The 19,796-nt window shown below is 68.3% G+C and carries 15 protein-coding genes; 9 read left to right on the plus strand and 6 right to left on the minus strand.

All coding sequences use genetic code 11. The annotated features are described in order from the left end of the window. The first annotated feature begins 28 nt into the window (after nt 1–28). The 7 genes from AB0I18_RS37710 to AB0I18_RS37740 all read left to right on the plus strand — a co-directional run bounded on the left by AB0I18_RS37710 (nt 29) and on the right by AB0I18_RS37740 (nt 9,349). A complete protein-coding gene (locus AB0I18_RS37710; protein ID WP_363110215.1) occupies nt 29–2,089 on the plus strand; it encodes a pectinesterase family protein in 2,061 nt (686 codons plus the stop codon). Between the two features lie 56 nt (nt 2,090–2,145). Further along, complete coding sequence (locus AB0I18_RS37715) at nt 2,146–3,504, plus strand: sugar ABC transporter substrate-binding protein (protein ID WP_363110216.1); 1,359 nt, start codon at nt 2,146–2,148, stop codon at nt 3,502–3,504. 213 nt (nt 3,505–3,717) lie between these two features. Next, nucleotides 3,718–4,518, plus strand: coding sequence for a rhamnogalacturonan acetylesterase (locus AB0I18_RS37720; RefSeq protein ID WP_363110217.1), 801 nt, complete (start codon nt 3,718–3,720; stop codon nt 4,516–4,518). 132 nt (nt 4,519–4,650) lie between these two features. After that, a complete protein-coding gene (locus AB0I18_RS37725) occupies nt 4,651–5,967 on the plus strand; it encodes a pectate lyase (protein ID WP_363110218.1) in 1,317 nt (438 codons plus the stop codon). A gap of 2 nt (nt 5,968–5,969) precedes the next feature. Then, nucleotides 5,970–7,079, plus strand: a complete 1,110-nt coding sequence (locus AB0I18_RS37730; RefSeq protein WP_363110219.1) for a pectinesterase family protein — start codon at nt 5,970–5,972, stop codon at nt 7,077–7,079. 1 nt (nt 7,080) lies between these two features. Further along, complete coding sequence (locus AB0I18_RS37735) at nt 7,081–8,145, plus strand: pectinesterase family protein (protein ID WP_363110220.1); 1,065 nt, start codon at nt 7,081–7,083, stop codon at nt 8,143–8,145. Beyond that, nucleotides 8,132–9,349 carry an alpha/beta hydrolase family protein gene (locus AB0I18_RS37740; protein ID WP_363110221.1) on the plus strand — a complete coding sequence of 406 codons (1,218 nt, stop codon included), beginning with the start codon at nt 8,132–8,134 and terminating at the stop codon, nt 9,347–9,349. Before AB0I18_RS37735 ends, AB0I18_RS37740 begins: the two co-directional genes overlap by 14 nt. Nucleotides 9,350–9,441: 92 nt before the next feature. Here the strand turns inward: AB0I18_RS37740 and AB0I18_RS37745 are convergent, their stop codons facing one another. Both AB0I18_RS37745 and AB0I18_RS37750 read right to left on the minus strand, forming a co-directional pair. Beyond that, nucleotides 9,442–9,978: a hypothetical protein gene (locus AB0I18_RS37745; RefSeq protein WP_363110222.1), complete on the minus strand. Its 537-nt coding sequence runs from the start codon at nt 9,976–9,978 to the stop codon at nt 9,442–9,444. A 147-nt stretch (nt 9,979–10,125) separates the two neighbouring features. Then, entirely contained in the window at nt 10,126–12,366 is a 2,241-nt protein-coding gene (locus AB0I18_RS37750; protein ID WP_363110223.1) for a family 43 glycosylhydrolase, read from the minus strand. Between the two features lie 224 nt (nt 12,367–12,590). Between AB0I18_RS37750 and AB0I18_RS37755 the strand changes: the two genes are divergently transcribed. Continuing rightward, nucleotides 12,591–13,745, plus strand: coding sequence for a right-handed parallel beta-helix repeat-containing protein (locus AB0I18_RS37755; RefSeq protein WP_363110224.1), 1,155 nt, complete (start codon nt 12,591–12,593; stop codon nt 13,743–13,745). Nucleotides 13,746–13,866: 121 nt separating this feature from the next. On the opposite strand, the gene AB0I18_RS37760 is transcribed toward AB0I18_RS37755, so the two are convergent. From AB0I18_RS37760 to AB0I18_RS37775, 4 genes are all read right to left on the minus strand, one after another. Next, nucleotides 13,867–15,549 (minus strand): rhamnogalacturonan lyase B N-terminal domain-containing protein, encoded by a 1,683-nt coding sequence (locus AB0I18_RS37760; RefSeq protein ID WP_363110225.1) that lies wholly within the window; start codon nt 15,547–15,549, stop codon nt 13,867–13,869. A 22-nt stretch (nt 15,550–15,571) separates the two neighbouring features. Beyond that, the gene (locus AB0I18_RS37765; RefSeq protein WP_363110226.1) at nt 15,572–16,402 is read right to left on the minus strand and encodes a pectate lyase; all 831 of its coding nucleotides are present in this window, start codon (nt 16,400–16,402) and stop codon (nt 15,572–15,574) included. A 157-nt stretch (nt 16,403–16,559) separates the two neighbouring features. After that, nucleotides 16,560–17,405 (minus strand): hypothetical protein, encoded by an 846-nt coding sequence (locus tag AB0I18_RS37770; protein WP_363110227.1) that lies wholly within the window; start codon nt 17,403–17,405, stop codon nt 16,560–16,562. Beyond that, a complete protein-coding gene (locus AB0I18_RS37775) occupies nt 17,402–17,968 on the minus strand; it encodes a SigE family RNA polymerase sigma factor (protein WP_363110228.1) in 567 nt (188 codons plus the stop codon). The genes AB0I18_RS37770 and AB0I18_RS37775 overlap by 4 nt, the downstream gene beginning before the upstream one ends. A gap of 272 nt (nt 17,969–18,240) precedes the next feature. Here AB0I18_RS37775 and AB0I18_RS37780 point away from each other — a divergent pair, with 272 nt between their 5' ends. After that, a complete protein-coding gene (locus AB0I18_RS37780; RefSeq protein ID WP_363110229.1) occupies nt 18,241–19,692 on the plus strand; it encodes an NCS2 family permease in 1,452 nt (483 codons plus the stop codon). Nucleotides 19,693–19,796 lie beyond the last annotated feature (104 nt).

Below are 19,796 nucleotides of genomic sequence, written 5' to 3' on the forward strand. Positions count from 1 at the left end.
GTCACCTGTACGCCTGTTGGGAGCCGCAATGACGCACCTCCGTAGCAGCAAGCGCTTGCCGAGACCGGCGGCGGGAGCGGGCTCCGGCTTTGGCAGAGCCCTGGTCACGGTCGCCGCCCTGGTGGCCTCGCTGGGACTGGGCGCCATCACTCCGGCCAAGGCCGCGCCCGCCGAGGCCGCGCCGGTCACGGAGACGAAGCCGGTCGCGGAAACGGCGATGGCGGCGGAAACGACGACGGCGGCGCCCCGCTGGACCGACAAGGCCCATGGCTTCGCCTCCCTCGAAGGCGGTACGACGGGCGGCGCCGGCGGCAAGGTCGTCACCGTGACCACCCAGGCCGACCTGGAGCGTTACGCGGCGGCCGAGGAGCCGTACGTCATCCGGGTGGCCGGCACGATCAAGGCCGAGCCGTTCGGTGCGAACGTCGTCGTGGCGTCGAACAAGACGGTCATCGGCGTGGGCACGGCCGGCGAGCTGGTCCAGGGCGAGCTGAACCTGAAGCCCGGCACCCACAACGTGATCATCCGGAACCTGACGATCCGGGACTCGTACGTCGAGGGCAACTGGGACTGCAAGGACACCGACTTCGACGGCATCCAGATGGACACCGTCCACCACGTCTGGATCGACCACAACCGCTTCTCGCGGATCTGCGACGGGCAGCTCGACGTCCGCAAGGACAGCGAGTACGTCACCGTCTCCTACAACCGCTTCGAGAACAACAACAAGACCATCGGCATCGGCTGGACGCCGAACGTCAAGACCCAGATCACCATCGACCACAACCTCATCAGCGCGACGAAGCAGCGCAATCCTTCCGCCGACAACTGCGCCTACGCGCACCTCTACAACAACTACCTGACGGCCCAGGCCGACCCCGGCGACCCGGTGTGGACGTACGGCAACTGGTCGCGCGGCAAGACGAAGATGGTCATCGAGAACAGCTACTACCGGGACGTCCAGCACCCCTACCAGGCGGACGCCACCGCCGAGTTGGTGCAGCGCGGATCGATCCTGAAGAACACCACCGGGCGGCAGGAGGCATGGGGCACGGCCTTCGATCCGAAGGACTTCTACGACTACCGGCTCGACCCGGCGGCGGCCGTACCCGCGCTCGTGTCGAAGTTCTCCGGACCGCAGAAGAAGCTCGGCACCGACACCGTCCTGAACGTCCCCGCCGACTACCCGACCGTCCAGGCCGCCGTGGACGCAGTGCCCGAGGGCAACGACTCCACCGTGACGATCCGGATCGCGCCCGGCACGTACCGCGAGAAGGTGTTCATCCCCGCGGCCAAGCCGAACGTGGTGCTCCAGGGGACCGGACGGGACCGCTCCGACACGGTGATCGTCTTCGACACGCCCGCCCAGTTCGGCGGCTCCACCGGGAGCGCCACCGTGCGGATCGCGGCGAACGACGTCACGGCACGCAACCTCACCTTCAGCAACGACTTCGACGAGGCCGCGTACGAGTACAGCGGCGAGCAGGCCCTGGCGATGAAGACGACGGGCGACCGGATCGTCTTCGAGGACACGGCCTTCCTGGGCAACCAGGACACCCTGATGACCGACAGCCCCAAGCTCGACGTGATCAGCCGGGTCTACGTCCGCGACTCGTACATCGAGGGCGACGTCGACTTCATCTACGGACGTGCGACCACCGTCATCGAGCGCTCGGTCATCAAGGCGCTCACCCGCGGTTCCACGACCAACAACGGCTACATCACGGCCGCTTCGACCTGGAAGGACAACCCGTACGGGTTCCTGATCACCAGGTCGAAGGTCGTGAGTGACGCGCCCGCCGGGTCCTTCCACCTCGGCAGGCCCTGGCACCCGGGCGGCAATCCCGACGCCGTCGCCCAAGTCCTGTTCCGGGACACCGAGTTGCCCGCGGCGGTCAAGTCCTCGCCGTGGACCGACATGGGTGGCTTCCCGTGGCAGGACGCGCGCTTCACCGAGTACCGCACGTACGGCCCGGGCGCGACGGTCAACGCCGACCGTCCGCAGATGTCGGGAGCGGAGGCGGCCACGCACACGGTCGCCGACTACCTCGCCGGGACCGACAACTGGGCACCCCACGCCCGCCACTGACCCCCACAACGTCACCACAACCCTCGTTGGATCCAGAAGAAGAAGAGAGCCGACCAATGAAGATCAGCAATCACCGGAGCAGCAAAGGCGGGCGCCGTTCGGCCGCCGTCGTCGCCCTGAGTGCCGTCCTCGCGCTGACCGCCACCGCCTGCGGTGACGACGGCAGCGGGACCGCGGGCGACAAGGGCGATGAGGGCAGCGGCAAGGGCAAGATCGTCTTCTGGGACAACAACGGTGGTGTCCGCACCGACATCTGGAAGGAGATCATCGCCGACTTCGAGAAGGCGAACCCGGACATCGACGTCCAGTACGTCGGGATCGCCTCCACCGAGTACCAGTCCAAGGTCGACACCTCCATCCAGGGCGGCGGTCTGCCGGACGTCGGCGGTGTCGGCGCGGCGATGATCGCCGCGATCGCCGCGCAGAACGCGCTGGAGCCGCTGGACGACCGTCTCGCCAAGTCCTCCCTCAACGGCAAGCTCAACGAGGACATGGTCAAGTCGCTGAAGTCCGCGGGCGACGACGACAAGCTGTACTCGATCCCGACCTCGGCCAACAACGGTGTCCTCTACTACCGCACCGACCTGTTCAAGAAGGCGGGCCTGGACGCGCCGACCGACTGGGCCAAGTTCTACGAGGCCGCGGAGAAGCTCACCAACGAGGACAAGAACGAGTTCGGCTACACCATCCGCGGTGGCGCCGGCTCCATCGCCCAGGCGCTGGACGCGATGTACGGGCAGTCCGGCATCACGTCGTTCTGGGACTCCAGCGGTGAGAAGACCACGGTCAACGACCCGAAGAACGTCGAGGCCCTCGAGAAGTACGTGGCCCTCTACAAGAAGACCACGCCGGCCGCCGACCTCAACAACGACTTCACCAAGATGGTCGCCCAGTGGGACTCCGGCACCATCGGCATGCTGAACCACAACCTGGGCTCCTACCAGGATCACGTGAAGGCGTACGGCACCGACAAGTTCCGGGGTATCCCGCAGCCCATCGGTCCCGGCGGCAAGCGGGTGCAGGTCTCCAACCCGGTCGACGGGCTCGGCATGTTCAAGAGCTCCAAGAACAAGGAAGCCGCCTGGAAGTTCATCGAGTTCGCCACCTCGAAGGCGGAGAACTCCAAGTTCAACGAGTCGGCGGGTCAGGTCCCGGCGAACACCGACGCCGCGAAGGACGCCTGGGTCTCCGAGGCCGAGCCGACCAAGCTCGCGGCCGAGGCGCTCAGTGACGGCTCCACGACGATCGTTCAGCTGCCGTACTACCTGCCCGACTGGGGGACCATCTCCAAGACCGACAACGAGCCCGGCTTCCAGAAGGTCGTGAACGGGTCGATGAGTGCCAAGGATTTCCTGGACACGATGGCTGAGCAGCTCAACACCGCGCAGGCGGAGTGGAACGAGCAGAAGGGCTAGTCGTATGTGAGCTGCGGGTCCGTTGTGGCTGGTCGCGCAGTTCCCCGCGCCCCTTACGGGGCCGCTCTTGGGGCCGGTGGCGGAATCATGTGGTCGCGTTTCCGCCGCCGGGCCCCTACCCCCTCACGCCTGAAACGACTGAATCCCCCCACAGCGAAAGGCACCACCCCCTGCACGAACCGCTTGATTCCCCGGCCTGAAAGGCACATCGTCGTGTCACTCACTCGTAGACAGGTCACCACGGCGGCGCTCGCCGCCGTTCCCCTCGCCGTCGCGGCGACGGGTCCCGCAGTCGCCTCCCCGCAAGGACGCCGGCCCGTGCGCACCCTCTACATCGCCGGCGACTCCACCGCCGCCCAGAAGTACGCCGCCGCCGCGCCCGAGACCGGCTGGGGCATGGCCCTGCCGTTCTTTCTGCACGAGCGGCTGAACGTCGCCAACCACGCGGTGAACGGCCGCAGTTCGAAGAGCTTCATCGACGAGGGCCGTCTCGACGTCATCCTCGAAGCGATCCGGCCCGGCGACCTGCTGCTGATCCAGTTCGGCCACAACGACTCCAAGTCCGCCGACCCCACGCGGTACACCGAGCCGTGGACGACGTACCAGGACTACCTCCGCCAGTACATCGACGGCGCGCGGGCCCGTGGTGCGCGGCCGGTACTCGCCACGTCCGTGGAGCGCAGGAAGTTCGACGCCGACGGGGTTGCCGTGCCCACGCACGGCGAGTACCCGGCGTCGATGCGGGGCCTCTCCGAGGAAGAGGCCGTGGCGTTGGTCGATGTTCAGGCGCTGTCGATCGCGCTCTGGCAGGAGCTTGGCGTCGAGGAGACGAAGAAGTACTTCAACTGGACCGCTACCGAGCAGGACAACACCCACTTCAATCCGCCGGGGGCCGTTGCCGTGGCTCGGCTGGTGGTGGGTGGGTTGTTGCGTCGGCGGGTGCTGGTGCCGCGGGATGTGCGTCGGCTGGATGACGTGATTCCCGAGTCCTGGATCAGCTGGCCCGAGTCGTAAGCGATTCGTCGGAAGACGGGCCGTAACTATCGGCTGTCTGTAGCTGCGGGCCTGTTGTGGCTGGTCGCGCAGTTCCCCGCGCCCCTTACGGGGCGCTATTGCCTCTCTCTGCTTTGAAAGGGACCCGCACTCATGCGTACTCGTAGCTGGCATGCCCATGTCATGACATCCTTTGTTGGGTGTACCGCTCTCGTTCTTGCCGTCACCGGCACCGTGGGCACCGCCCAGGCCCAGTCGCAGGGCCGTGACCTCGGTCGTGAGGTTCTCGGCGCGAACGACGGGTGGGGCTCGGAGGGGGCCGGTACCACCGGTGGCTCGGCCGCTGCCGCCGAGCACGTCTACACCGTCACCAGCTGGGCGGAGTTCCAGGCCGCACTGAAGGCCGGTGGGGACGCGCCGAAGATCATCAAGGTGAAGGGCATGATCGACGCCGTCTCCGAGGGCTGTGAGGCCTTCACCACCGGGGGGTACGACCTCCAGCAGTACCTCAAGGACTACGACCCGGCCGTCTACGGGAACGACAAGGTCGCCATGGGACCGCAGGAGGACGCGCGGGTCGCGTCCATGGCCAACCAGAACGCGCAGATCAAGGCCTTCATCCCCAGCAACACCACCATCGTCGGCGTCGGGAAGAACTCCGGCATCCTCGGCGGCAGCCTCCAGATCTTCGGCGTCTCGAACGTCATCATGCGCAACCTCACCATCGAGGCCCCGCTCGACTGCTTCCCGAAGTGGGACCCGACCGACGACGACAACACCGGCAACTGGAACTCCGAGTACGACACCGTGGTCGTCTACGGCACGGACCACGTGTGGCTCGACCACAACACGTTCACCGACGGCCGCTTCCCCGACAGCGAGCGGCCCGTCTACTTCGGCAAGGTCTTCCAGCAGCACGACGGGCTGACGGACATCGTGCGCGGCTCCAACTACGTGACCGTGTCCTGGAACCGCTACGAGAACCACGACAAGAACATGCTGATCGGGAACGGCGACGGCCTCGCCGCCATCGACGCCGGCAAGCTCAAGGTCACCATGCACCACAACCGCTTCGACGGGATCCTCCAGCGCTCCCCGCGCGTGCGGTTCGGCCAGGTCGACGTCTACAACAACCACTACGTGGTGAACAAGGAGCAGATCTCCGACTACTACATCTTCGGCGTCGGCATCTCCTCGCAGCTGCACGCCAGCGACAACTCCATCTCGCTGCCGGCCGGCGCCAGTGTCGGCAAGGCGCTGAAGAAGTGGAACGAGTCCCCGCTGACCGCCAAGAACAACTACGTCAACGGGAAGCTGACGGACCTGATCGCCGTGCACAACGCCGAGATCCCCGAGGAGACCCTCCAGTCCGGTGCCGGGTGGACGCCGACCCTGCGTACGAAGGTCGACTCGCCGCGGGCCGTGCCCGGCATCGTCGGCGGCCGCGCGGGCGCCGGGAAGGTGTGCTGAGCATGGGCGCGCCAGTAGCCGGCCGCCGGGCGTTCGTGGTCGCGAGCCTCGGGGCCGCGCTCGCCCTGGGGGCCGGCGGCAACGCCCACGCGCGTGGGCGCTCGCCCTTCGGGAGATACGGCTCGCCGTCGGCCCGGCTGAGCGAGCGCACCCTGTACGTGGACGCGGGCGGCGCCGGTGACTTCACCACCGTCCAGGCCGCGGTGACCGCGGCGAGCGGCAGTGGGCACACCCTGGTCATCGCTCCGGGCACGTACCGCGAGACCGTCGCGGTCGGCGCCGACCGTACGGAGATGACGTGGATCGGCGCCTCCGAGAACCCGCGTGACGTGGTCGTCGTGTACGACAACGCGGCCGGCACCCCCAAGCCCGGCGGCGGCACCTACGGCACGACCGGCTCGGCCACCACGACCGTGCAGGCCGCCGGGTTCACCGCGCGCTGGATCACCTTCGCCAACGACTGGCTGCGCGCCGACCACCCGGGCATGAGCGGTACCCAGGCCGTCGCGATCAAGGTGCAGGGCGACCGTTCCGCCTTCCACCACTGCCGGTTCCTGGGCCACCAGGACACCCTGTACGCCGACTCGATGGCCCGCGAGACCTTCGCCCGGCAGTACTTCGCGCACTGCTACGCCGAGGGCGACGTGGACTTCGTCTTCGGCCGGGCCACCGCGGTGTTCGAGCAGTGCCACTTCCACACACTGATCCGTACGGACCTCACCTCGGCCCCTTACGGCTTCGTCCTCGCGCCCTCCACCGTGGGCGCCAACCCGCACGGCTACCTGGTCACCCGGAGCCGGGTGACCAGTGAAGCCCCGGACGCCTACTACAAGTTGGCGCGTCCCTGGGTGCCCAGTTCGGACACCACCGCCCGCCCGATGCTGACCGTGCGCGAGACCCGCCTGGGCGCCGGCATCGACGCGGTGGCGCCGTACGCGAACATGTCGTCCTCCTACCCCTGGCAGGACCAGCGGTTCGCCGAGTACCGGAACACCGGCCCGGGCGCCGCGGTCACGGTCCCGGAGAACCGGCCCCAACTGACGGACGCGGAAGCCAGGTCGGCGACGCGTGAGGCGTATCTCGGGGACTGGGCTCCCTGGAAGGACTGCTGAGATGCGCCGCCGTACGCTCCTGACGGCGGGGGCGGGGGTGCTCACCGCCTTCTCGGCGCTGAGCGCCACCCCCGCCGTCGCGGGCCCCGCCCTCGCCACCGGCCGCCGGGTGCTGCACGTCCGTCCCGGCGACTCCGTCCAGGCCGCCGTCGACGCGGTCACCGGCCCCGGCCGGACGATCGTCGTGCACCCGGGCACGTACCGCGAGGTCGTCAACATCCCTGCTGATAAAGCCGACTTAACCCTGTGCGGCGCCACCCGTGACCCGCGTGACGCCGTCATCGTCTACGACAACGCCAACGGGAAGCCGAAGCCCGACGGCTCCGGCACGTACGGCACGGCCGGCTCCGCCACCTTCACCTCGGCGGCGCCCGGGCTGACCGTGCGCGGGCTGACTCTGGCCAACGACTGGCTGCGCGCCGACCATCCGGAGATCACCGGGACGCAGGCCGTCGCCGCGTACGTCACCGGAGACCGCTCGTTCTTCGAGCGGGTCCGTCTCCTCGCCCACCAGGACACGCTGTTCGCCGACACGAGCGCGCTCGCCGCCTTCGACCGGCAGTACTACCGCGACTGCTATGTCGAGGGCGACGTGGACTTCGTGTTCGGGCGGGCGCGGGCGGTCTTCGAGCGCTGCCACTTCCACACGCTCGACCGGGAGGTGGCCTTCAGGCCCGAGGGCATGGTGTTCGCCCCCGCCACGGCACGCGCGAATCCCTACGGCTTCCTGGCCCTTCGGTCCCGGATCACCTCCGGCGCCGAGGACGGCGCGTACAAGATCGCCCGGCCGTGGGTGCCCTCGTACGAGACGACCGCCTGGCCGTCCCTCGTCGTCCGGGACACCTGGCTCGGGCCCGGCATCGACGCCGTGGCGCCCTACATCAACATGCGCGAGGCGTACCCGTGGCAGACCATGCGCTTCCGCGAGTACGCCAACTCCGGCCCGGGCGCGGTGATTTCGGTGCCCGAGAACCGGCCTCAGCTGAGCGGGGACGAGGCGGCGACGCACACCCGGCGTACGTACCTCGGGGACTGGAGGGACTGGAGGCCCCATGGGCGCGGGTGAACTCCCGGTGGGGAGGCGGGCGTTCGTGGCGGGAGCCGGAGCGGCGGCGCTGTTCGCCGGAACGGGAGCGGGAGCCTCTCCGGCCCAAGCCGCTCAAGCCGCCCGAGCCGCCCAAGGCGCTGAAGCGGCCGAAGTGATGGGCATCGTGGAAGGCAACCTCCCCGACTTCTACCCCGCCCTCAAGGACGAGCTCGACTTCCCTCTGGCCTGGGGGAAGTCGCCCGTCCGCGACTTCCGCACCTGGCGCCGCACCGCCCGCGCCAAGGTCGAGGAGCACCTCGTCGTGCCCCGCGACCGCACGGGGTTCGCCCCCGAATTCGGTGACCGAGCCGAAACCGACGGCTACACAAGGGAGTTGGTCACCCTCGACCTCACCCGCCACAGCCGGGTGCGCGGCGCCCTGCTCACCCCGCACGGCACCGGCCCCTTCCCGGCCGTCCTGCTGCTCCACGATCATGGCGCGAAGTTCGACATAGGGAAGGAGAAACTGGTCCGGCCCTGGTACGACGGCGAGGCGCGGCTGGCCTCCGCGCAGGCGTGGGCGGACCGGCTCCTCAGCGGGCGGTTCGTCGGGGACGAACTGGCCCGGCGCGGATACGTCGTGCTCGCCCTGGACGCGCTGGGCTGGGGCGACCGCGGACCGATCACGTACGAGCAACAGCAGGCGCTGGCAAGCAACTTGTTCAACCTCGGCTCGTCACTCGCCGGGCTGGCGGCCCGCGAGGACGTGCGCGCCGCCCGTTTCCTGGCCGGCCTCGACCGGGTGGACCGGCGGCGCGTCGCGGCCCTCGGCTTCTCCATGGGCGGCTACCGGGCGTGGCAGACCGCCGCGCTCAGCGACGACATCGCGGCCGCGGCGAGTGTCTGCTGGATGACCGGGCTCAAGGAAATGATGGTGCCCGGCAACAACACGCTGCGCGGACAGTCGGCGTACTACATGCTCCACCCCGGGCTCGCCCGGCACCTCGACATCCCCGACGTGGCGAGCATCGCCGCGCCCAAGCCGATGCTCTTCTTCAACGGCGGCCTGGACACGCTGTTCACCGCCGACGGGGTACGGGTGGCGTACGACAGGCTGCGCGCCGTCTGGCGCTCGCGCCACGCCGGGGAGCGGTTGCACACCAAGACCTGGCCCGACCTCGGCCATGTCTTCGTGGACCGCATGCAGGACGAGGTCTTCGCCTGGCTCGACACGAGCCTCTGACCCGCGTCTTTGCGGTCACCGTCACCGCAGGCCCGGGGCCGACCCTGCCGGCCCCGGGCCCCTCACCTCGGCGGTTCCCTGGATCCCGGGGATCAGGCGATGTCGCCGGAGGCCTTCTGCTGCTCACGCTGCAGAACGGGCTTCCAGTACTGCGACAGGGACGGCGGGCCGCCCCACATCGAGGTCGGCAGCACGTACACGTCGTTCGATACCACGTTGTGCCGCAGGCCGAGGGCGTAGTCCGGGTAGATCTTCGGGATCAGCGCATAGCAGTCGGCGTCGTGCGCGACCTGTTCGCTGCCGTGCACCTTGCGGATGATCCACTGCTCCTTGTCGGTGCCCTTGGGCTCCTGGAGTCGGGGGTGGTCCTTGGCGTGGATGCCCGCCGCGAGAGTTCGGCCGTTCTCGAAGCTCTTGATCAGGCAGGTGTCGGACGCCGAGGAGACCGGTTCGATGTACCAGAGGTGCCCCAGCTGGCCCTTGACCGTGTTCACCGGGTCGAGGTTCCACGTCTGAATCGACTGGCCGATGTTGTCGTTGTAGTTGTCCGTCAGGAGATACGTGCCGGTGATCTCGTGGACGAACATGAACGGGCCGTTGACCGTGTTGCTCATGATGGGATCGGGCATGGTGTCGCCCTTCCACTCGCAGGACAGTTGGTGCCCACACGTGCGGGATCTCATGGCTCGGCCGAACCGCTTCCGCTGTCGCGAAAATACTGCTGTGCCGGGCGGTCGGACAGACCGTTTTCCGCCGCCCGGCCAGCGGCCCCGGTCCTAGTCCTTGCGTACGGGCCTGACCGACTCCAGGGTCGGCACCACCGGCAGAATCGTCCCGTCGGCCGCGAACCTCATGCGGTCGATGGTCGTCTCCCGGTGTGTGCCGTCGCCGCCCGCCCGGCCGGGCCCGTTCAGGCCGAACCGGTGGTAGACGATGTACCAGTCGTCCGTGCCGGGGGTGTTCACCACCGAGTGGTGGCCGGTGCCCTTGATCCCGTACTCCGGGCGCTTGGACAGGATCGTGCCCCGCTTGGTCCACGGGCCGAGCGGGGATGGCCCGGTGGCGTAGGCGACGTGGTAGTTCTCGCTGCGGGTGTCGTCCTCGGACCACATGTAGTAGTAGGTGCCCTGGCGCTTGACCACGAAGGCGCCCTCACGGAAGTTGTCCGGGGTGATGTCCTTCACCTGGGACACGTCGAACGACACCATGTCGTCGTTCAGCGGTACGACGTAGCCGTGCCCGTTGCCCCAGTACAGATACGCCTGCCCGTCGTCGTCCGTGAAGACGGCCGGGTCGATCATCTGGCCCTGGAACTGGCCTCCCTTGGCGACGAGCGGCTTGCCCAGCGCGTCCTTGAACGGTCCGGCGGGGGAGTCCGCGACCGCGACACCGATCTGCTGCTCGGCGCAGAAGTAGAAGTAGTACTTCCCGTCGCGCTCGGCGATCGCCGGCGCCCAGGCGTTCTTGTCCGCCCAGGACACGTCGGGCCCCAGGTCGAGGATCTCGCCGTGGTCCTTCCAGTGGACCAGGTCCTTCGACGAGAACGCCTTGAACTTCGTGCCGCTCCAGCCGGGGAAGCCGTCCGTCGTCGGGTAGATCCAGTAACGGCCGTCCAGGTACTGGACGTCGGGGTCGGCGTACAGCCCCGGCAGGACCGGACTGCGCGTCGGTACCGCCTCGAACGTCCAGGTGCGGGTCGTGCCGTCGGCCGCGGTCACCTGGTACTTCTGCGGCTTGCGGAAGTCGCGCCGGGTACCGGACCGCGGGCTGACCCGCGCGCCCTCACCGGCCCACACCTTCGGTGCGAGCCGCGAAAGATCTGCGTCCGGCCGCATCGGGAGCACGACCTTCGAGGACTGCTCGGTGACGACCGCGTACCCCTTCTGGCCGCTCACCGTCACGTCCACCACCGACGTGCCGCTCTCCGGATACGCGGCGAGCAGCCGGTCGTACTCCGCCTGCGTGACCGGCATGACCGTGCCGTGCCGCGGACTCGCGGGCAGCTGGTAGTCCTTGGACATCGTCCACTTGCCCGAGTCGAGGTCGGTCGTCTCGAAGGGGACGTAGCCGCGACCGCCGTACTCGTCGATGAACAGGTACCACTTCTCCTCGGTGTTGGCCTTGAAGACCGTCGGGCCCTCGCCGCGGTCGATCGAGCCGCTGCCGATGCAGTCCGACACGAAGTCGTACGAGGTGTCCGTGAGCGAGGTCGACTTCTCCGCGGTGATGAACTTCGAGCAGGGGGTGGAGGAGGTGGGGTCCCGCTCGTCCTTCGTGTAGCGGTGGTAAGTGCCCTTGTGCTGCACGACCGTTGAGTCGATCACCGAGTAGCCGGGGTCGTTCCAGACCTTCGGCTCGCTGAAGGTGCGGAAGTCCTTCGTGGTCGCGTACATCATCTTGTTGTACGTCGAGCCGGTGTGGTCCGGGTCGTCGTCGGGGTACAGCTTCGACGCCCAGAAGACGACGAACTCGCCGAGCGACTCGTCCCAATAGGCTTCCGGCGCCCAGGTGTTGCCCGCACTGTCCGGGGAGACCTTCACCAGGCGCTGGTCGGTCCAGTGGACCAGGTCGGTGGACTCCCAGACCATGATGGACTTGCTGCCGTGGCGCTGGACCTGGTCCCAACTGCCGCTGGAGTTCTGGAACATCTTCAGGTCGGTCGCGATCATGTAGAACTTGTCGCCCTCGGGGGAGCGGATCACGAACGGGTCGCGCAGGCCCTTCTCGCCCAGGTCCGAGGTGAGGACGGGCTTGCCGGCGTTCAACTCCCGCCAGTGCAGCGGGTCGTTGCCGCGGCTGAGGGCGTAGCGGATCTGCTCGCCGTCCGCGGTGCCCTCGCCGGTGAAGTAGGCGAAGAGGTACCCGGCGTACTTCTGTTTGGTCGCGTCGGTCACGGCGGTCGCTTCGGTCACGTGGGGTGCTCCGGGTTGGGCTGCCGGGCTCGGTGGGGCGGCGAGCAGGCTGAGGAGGAGGGCGAACAGCGGGATCAGGAGCGTGCGGGCGGTGCGGGGGCGCATGACACATCCTGTGGGGGTCTGGTGGTTTCTGTTGGGATGGACTGCCCTCGGAGTGTCACCAGTGGCGGACGGTGCGTCAATCGGTGGAGGCGGGGCCGGAGCGAGCGAAAGTTTCGATTCCTTTCGTACGTGACCGGCAACCTATGCCGACCATGGCGGCGACCAACGAGCAGAAGCGGGCCAGGCCCGCCTCCCGTCCCCGATCCCGAGGAAAGGAACGCCCCGTGCTGCTGAGCACCGGACGCCACCGCAGAACCCGCACGCTCTCCATCGCCGTGGCGGTGGCCCTCTCGTCAGGGGCGTGCGGCTTCTACCTCGGCCTCTCGCCCGACGGAGCGAGCGCCGCCGGTTCGACGGTCACCGTGTCCACCACGGCACAGCTGGAGTCCGCGGTCAGGAACGCGGCGGCCGGCACCCGCATCGAGGTGCGCGGCGGCACGTACTACCCGACGCGAACCCTCAAGTCGTCGGCGAACGGCACGAGTTCGGCCCGGATCACGTTCCAGGCGCACGGCGACGAGAAGGTGCGGATCGACGGCTCGAAGCTCGCCGCCGGCTCCTGGCTCGCCGGGATCTACGGCGACTACTGGACCGTCCGGAACATCACCTGGCAGAACTCGCCCGCCCAGGGCTTCGTCGCCACCTCGTCCGTCGGCGGTGTCTTCAAGAACCTCGTCACGGCGAGGAACGGCGACTCCGGCTTCACGCTGCGCGGCGACGGCACGACGGACAACCTCGTGCAGAACCTGGACAGTTACGGCAACTACGACGCCGCGACCCACGGTCAGAACGCCGACGGTATCGCCGTGAAGTTCGGCTCCGGCACCGGCAACAGGGTCACCGGCGCCCGTCTCTATGACAACGCGGATGACGGACTCGACCTGTGGCAGTTCTCCAGCCCGGTCACCGTCGAGCACTCCTGGGCGTACGGGAACGGTGAGAACCGGTGGAAGGACCGGGCCTTCGAGGGCAACGGGAACGGGTTCAAGCTCGGTGGTGGGGGTGTTTCGGTGGGGCATGCCGTCCGGCACAACGCGGCTTGGGGCAACACGCTGCACGGGTTCACTGAGAACTCCAACACCGGGGCGATGTTGTTGAACCGGAACACCGCGTACGGCAATGGTTCGGCCGGGTTCTACTTCGCCTCCGGCAAGGCTCGGCTTGCCCGGAACCTCGCCGTGAGCAACAAGGGCGGTTCCTCCAAGCTCGGCTCGTCCACGGTCTCGGCGGCCAACAGCTGGGACGGTGGGGTTGTCACGCCGGGCTTCAAGTCCGAGGACGCGTCGACGACGGGTGCCTCCCGGCGGGTGGGCGGGGCTTTGCCTGCGACCACGTTTCTTACGACCGGCTCTGACGCGATCGGTTCGATGATGGACTGATCGGTTGGCGACCGCGGGTCCGTTGTGGCTGGGCGCGCAGTTCCCCGCGCCCCTTACGGGGCGTGAGCGCCCCCGCCGCTGACGAACCGGCGGGGGCGCTCTTCTGTCTGGCCGAGGGGGGTCAGGCCAGCAGATCTATGCAGTCGATGGACGTGCCCGGGCTCAGGTAGCCGGAGCCGGTGGAGCCGCTGACGATGTTCAGCTTCAGGACGTTGTACTGGCTGGTGTCCGACTTCCAGGCGGTCGCCGGCACGTTGTAGGTGAAGGTGTGGTTGTTGCCGCGGTACGAGCCCGTGGTGAGCGAGCGCGTCGCGGGCTGCTTCGGCGCCGTGGGGATCGCCGAGACCCAGTCGTTGACCGTCACCCGCGGGCGCCCGTTGATGAGGGCGGTCGTCACACCGACGCGCAGGGTGTGCGCGGCGGCGGCCTGGGCGGCGGTCAGCTTGAAGTAGACGAGTATGCCGTCGTTGACGTCCTTCCAGATGTACGCCGGGAAGGACGCGGCCTCGTCGCCGCCGCCGATGGTGACGTTGCCGGTCCACTTCGTCGCGCGGACGTCGGACGGATGCGCGTACGTCATCAGCTTGGCGTTCTTGAACTCGCCCGGCGTGCCGTCCCAGTCCCCGAGCCGGAAGACGGTGTTCGCGGTGCTCGGGTCGTCGCTGATGGTGATGCTGTTCAGGGCCGTCGAGCCACCCGCGGTCACCTTCACCTCGCGGGTGTGGACCGCGAGTTCACCCTTGAAGACGGTCAGCGTGTACGTCCCCGGAAGCATCCCCGGGCAGGTGAAGGCACCCGTGCCGGAGGCGGCCTTCGCCCAGTACTGGGCGTCCGCGTTGGCGAAGCCCACCGTGTACGGATGGTCGGCGTCCATGCCCTTCAGGCCGACGCCCGCCACCTTGCCGCGGCCCGCCTTGCCGACCCAGCCGCTGATGCCGAGGCCGTCGACCCACGAGGTGTCCAGGTTCCGCGCGAACAGCGACGAGGCGGGCGTACCACCGTCGGTGAACCCGAGGACGTACGGGCCCTGGAGGCCGAAGCGCATGTCCTCGGTCTGCGACTGGTTGTAGTGCAGGATCTCGTACAGGCCCACGCCGCCGTCGTTCGAGTGGCGCAGCAGCGAGCGGTAGAACGGGCCGCCCGAGGCCTTCTCGTGGTTCGAGCGGATCATCCACAGACCGACCGAGCCGGTGGTGTAGCCGACGTGGTCGTAGTCCATGACCCGCAGGCCCGAGTAGTGCTTGGAGCGGGTCTGGCCGTTCGACTTCTTCCAGACGTCACCGGCCTCGATGATCGTGTCGGCGGCCTCCACCCAGGAGTCAGGGCCCTCGTTGGGGAAGATCCCCGCCTTGATCCTGGCTATGTAGCGGGTCGCCGTGAAGGACGTGTCGGCCTTGTTCGTCCACAGGTAGACGTTGTTCTGGCCGCTGCGCGCCGCGTAGTAGTGCTTGAGCGTGCCGTGCGCGACGCTGACCAGGACCGTCGCCCCGGACTGCTTGATACTCACCGTCGAGGCACCGAGGCCCGACTCGACGTGCGAGTGCTTGCCGCCGTAGCCCTCGTACTCCTTGCCCTTGTAGACCAGCGACGTCAGGTCGCCCGTCGACTTGGACACCTTGAAGACGAGCGAAGCGCCCGTATCGATCACGTAGTTGGAGCCGTCGTCCGTGTAACCGAACGTCGCGGCCGACGCCGAGGAGAGGAGCCCGGTGCCGGCCACCACCGCGGCGCCGGTGCCGGCCGCGCCCACGGCGGACGCGGCCAGCAGCCGGCGACGGGTGAGGTGCTTCTTGTGCGTGCTCAAGTGCGGTGCTCCTGGTGCTGGGTCACTGGTACGTGAGGTCGGAGGTGGTGTAGTTGCAGTGTGTTCCGTCGGGACCCGAGCCGTTTTCCTTCGGCTCGGCGCCGGTGTTGTTGCCGATGTACTTCTGGCACGGAACGATCTTCTTGCCGCTGTCGCCGACGATCGTGACCTTGCGCAGCGCGGCCGTGTCGCCGTAGTTGGTGTTGATGCCGACCAGGCGCGAGCCCGGTGCGGTCACCTCGATGGTGTTGAAGATCGAGGTGCGCTTGTACTGCGTCGAGCAGTTGCCGCAGGAGCGGTAGAGGGTCTTGAAGTCCTGTGCCGCGAACTTCGAGACGACCAGCTTGCCGCCGCCGTTGTGCTGGAAGATCTTGTCGGAGGCCTTCCTCGCACCGCCGCCGTACACGGTGAAGACGGCGGAGTTGCCGCCCCGGAAGGTCGCGGCGTCCTCGCCGACGTCCTCCCACCAGACGTTCTGTAAGTTGCAGGTGCCCGAGCAGTGGATGCCGTCGGCGCCGGGCTTGCCGATGATGACGTTCTTCAGCGTCGCGCCGTCGGCGAGCTTGAAGATCGGGTCCTGACCCTCCTCCTGGCCGTCGCCGGCCAGGTCGCCGCTGCCGTAGTAGCGCTTCATGCCGCCGTCCCTGGTCCCCGACACGGGGATCGTCGAGGAGACGGCCTGACTGCCGTTGGCGGTCGGCCAGGTCGTCGCGGCGCTCGCCGACGACGACATCATGGAGCTGGTGACGATCGCGGCTCCGGTCAGGGCGAACGCGGAGACGCCGCCGATGACGGCGCGCTTCCGGCTGACCCTGCGACGGTGTTGTGCACGGTGTTCCACGCGAGAAGTCATGTCCCGATTCCTTCAAGTGGGGAGGAGACCTTGCGTCTCCTGGTCGCCACCCGGCAGGAAGGGGTTGCCGCGCTTCGGAAGTTTTTTGAGCGAGGACAGTCAGAACGCCGACAGCGAGAACACTGACGGCCGGAACGCCCGGAACGCCCGGGGAGTTCTAGGAGTCCCCGTCGTCGCTGTCGTCATCGTCGCCGGTGCGAGCGAAGTCGCCCGCCACGCCCAGCTGTTCGCCGTCGGTCTTCGCGGCGGCCGAGTAGCGGTCGCCCCCGGCGTCACGGCCGCCGCGGTCGTGGTCGTACTGCCCGGCGAACACGAACTCGCCCTTCGGGACGGTACGGCCCGGCTTGAGCACCCACGTGTAGACCAGGAAGCCGTCCCGCTCCTCGACCGTCTGCGTGAAGTCGGCCTCGGGCAGTGAGCGCCAGGCGCCCGTCGAGGTGACCCCGCCGGTCTGCGCGATCCGCAACTCCACGGTGAGCGCGGTGAGTTCCTCGCGCGCCTTCACGGTCACGTTGCTCTGCGCCCAGAAGTCGTTGCTGTGCGGGTCGACCGAGCCGTCCGACCACAGTGGGCCGTCCTCCTCGCCGGCGTCCGCGGGCGGGAGCGGGGCGGGATTCTGCGGCTTGGCCGTGGGGGAGGCCGGTGCGTTCGAACTGGCCGGCGGGGCCGACGGCTTGGGCGGGTCCGGTGGGATCGGGGCGCGGCTGGTGGCCTCCGGGGACGGGTCCGGGGTCGGTGTGACCGCGACCGTCTGATCGGCCGGTTCGTCCTTCACGGCGGAGGCGACCGCGTAGCCGCCCACGGCGAGTACGCCCGCGGCCGCTGCCGTGGCGCCGATGACGCGGAACCAGCCGAGCGCCGGCGACCGCTGGAAGGAACGCCGGGAACCCTTCGCGCCGGCCATGCCGCGTTCGACGCGGGCCAGGATGTGCGCGCGGTCGGGCTCGTACGCCTCGGCCGTGTCCCGCAGCCGGGCGCGCAGGTCCTCGTGCACGTCCTTCATCGTTCCCTCCCCTCGGTTCCACCGGCGCGCAACGCCGCCGCGTGCATCCGCCGCGGGGCCTCCTGGGGACCCAGCAACCGCTGCAGCTCCGCCATTCCCTTCGACGTCTGGCTCTTCACCGTACCCACCGAGACACCGAGGGCGAGCGCGGTGTCCTTCTCCGAAAGATCGAAAGCATGCCGCAGAACGACGCACGCCCGCTTGCGGAACGGCAGTCTGCGCAGGGCTTCCTGGACATCCACCATGCCGGGTATGTCGGGGTTCTCGGTCTTGTCCTCGCGCTGCGACCAGAACAGCGTGATCCGTCTGCGCTCACGCACCGCGCTGCGGATCCGGCTGCGGGCCATGTTGGCGACCACACCGCGCGCGTACGCCACCGGGTGGTCCGCGGCACGTACCCGGTCCCAGCGGTGCCAGAGCGCGAGCAGCGCGTCCGCCGCCAGATCGTCGGCGGCGTCCGACTCGCCCGTCAGCAGATGGGCCAGGCGCGCCAGTTCGGCGTAGTGCCGCTCGAAGAAGTCGTGGAACTCCACGGAGGCGGCGTCGTCGACGACAGTGCCCACGGGCGACCTCTCCCTGTTGCTTCCGTGCGCGGTACTGGCTGACGGCTCTCACCGGCGCGTGCGTATACGCCCCTGTGTTGCGTCTGTGAAGGAACAGTGTCCCTGTGGGGCGAGATCCGAGAGAGTATCAGGCACTCGTACAGCGCTTCGAACGTCGTGTGGCAGGCCGAACTCGATTCCGTAACACGGAGAAAACCTGATAACGGTTCAACGCGGGAACAATCCAGCCAGCATCCGCACACTCAGCACGCAGGTCGCAAGGAGCATCCGTCATGTCCGAAACACAGAAGGTGGAAGACCGGCCGAGCGCCGGACCACCCCCGGCGAACAGCGTCGACAAGTTCTTCAAGATCTCCGCCCGGGGCTCCACCTTCGCCCGTGAAGTACGCGGCGGCTTCGCCACGTTCTTCACGATGGCCTACATCCTTGTCCTGAATCCGATCATCCTGGGCAGCGCCAAGGACAAGTTCGGCGAACAGCTCGACAACGTCCAGCTGGTCACCGCCACCGCCCTGGTGGCCGCCGTGATGACCGTGATCATGGGCGTCGGCGGCAACCTGCCGCTCGCGCTCGCCGCCGGTCTCGGGCTCAACGCCGTCGTCGCCTTCCAGATCGCCCCGCTGATGAGCTGGGACGACGCGATGGGCCTGATCGTCCTCGAAGGCCTGCTGATCTGCGTCCTGGTGGTGACGGGCCTGCGCGAAGCCGTCATGCACGCGATCCCGCAGCAGCTCAAGCAGGCCATCAGCGTCGGTATCGGCCTGTTCATCGCCCTCATCGGCTTCGTCGACGCCGGGTTCGTCACCCGCATCCCGGACGCGGCGAACACCACGGTTCCGCTGCAGCTGGGCGGCACCGGCACGCTGGCCGGCTGGCCCATCCTGGTCTTCTGCCTCGGGGTGCTGCTGACCATCGGACTGCTCGCCCGCAAGATCAAGGGCGCCATCCTGATCAGCATCGTGGCCATGACGATCCTCGCGATCATCATCAACGAGATCGCCGACATCGAGAGCTGGGGCCTGACCAACCCGAAGGTCCCCGACGACGTCGTGTCCTCACCGGACTTCGGGCTGTTGGGCGACTTCAGCCTGTTCGGCGCGTTCGGCGAGACCACGGCCATCACCGTCGTCCTGCTGATCTTCACGCTGATCCTGTCGGACTTCTTCGACACCATGGGCACGGTCGTCGGCGTCAGCGCCGAGGCCGGGCTGCTGGACGAGGACGGCAAGGTGCCCAACCTCGGCCGGGTCCTGCTGATCGACGGTGCCGCTGCGGTCGCGGGCGGCGCCGCCTCGGCCTCCTCCTCGACCTCGTACATCGAGTCGGCGGCGGGCGTCGGCGAGGGTGCGCGCACGGGCTTCGCCAACCTGGTCACGGGCGGGCTCTTCGCCCTCGCCCTGTTCTTCACCCCGCTGCTGACCATCGTCCCGCTCCAGGCGGCCGCGCCCGCTCTCGTCGCGGTCGGGTTCCTGATGATGACCCAGGTCAAGCACATCGACTGGGACCGCTACGACATCGCCATCCCCGCGTTCCTGACGATCGCCGTGATGCCGTTCTCGTACTCGATCACCAACGGCATCGGGGCGGGCTTCGTCGCGTACGTCCTGATCAAGACGGTCCTCGGCAAGGCGAAGGACGTCCACTGGCTGCTGTGGGGCGCGTCGGCCCTGTTCCTGGTCTACTTCGCGATCGACCCGATCGAACAGCTGGTGGGCTCGAAGTAGTTCGCGGGGGGTAGTTCGTCGGGTGCGGACCCGTCGTGGCTGGTCGCGCGGTGCAGGAGCCGGAGCCGGAGCGCTTCGTCATGTGTCTTGGGCTTGGCCATGGC

This window comes from Streptomyces sp. NPDC050704 (assembly GCF_040654355.1).
Taxonomy (GTDB): domain Bacteria; phylum Actinomycetota; class Actinomycetes; order Streptomycetales; family Streptomycetaceae; genus Streptomyces.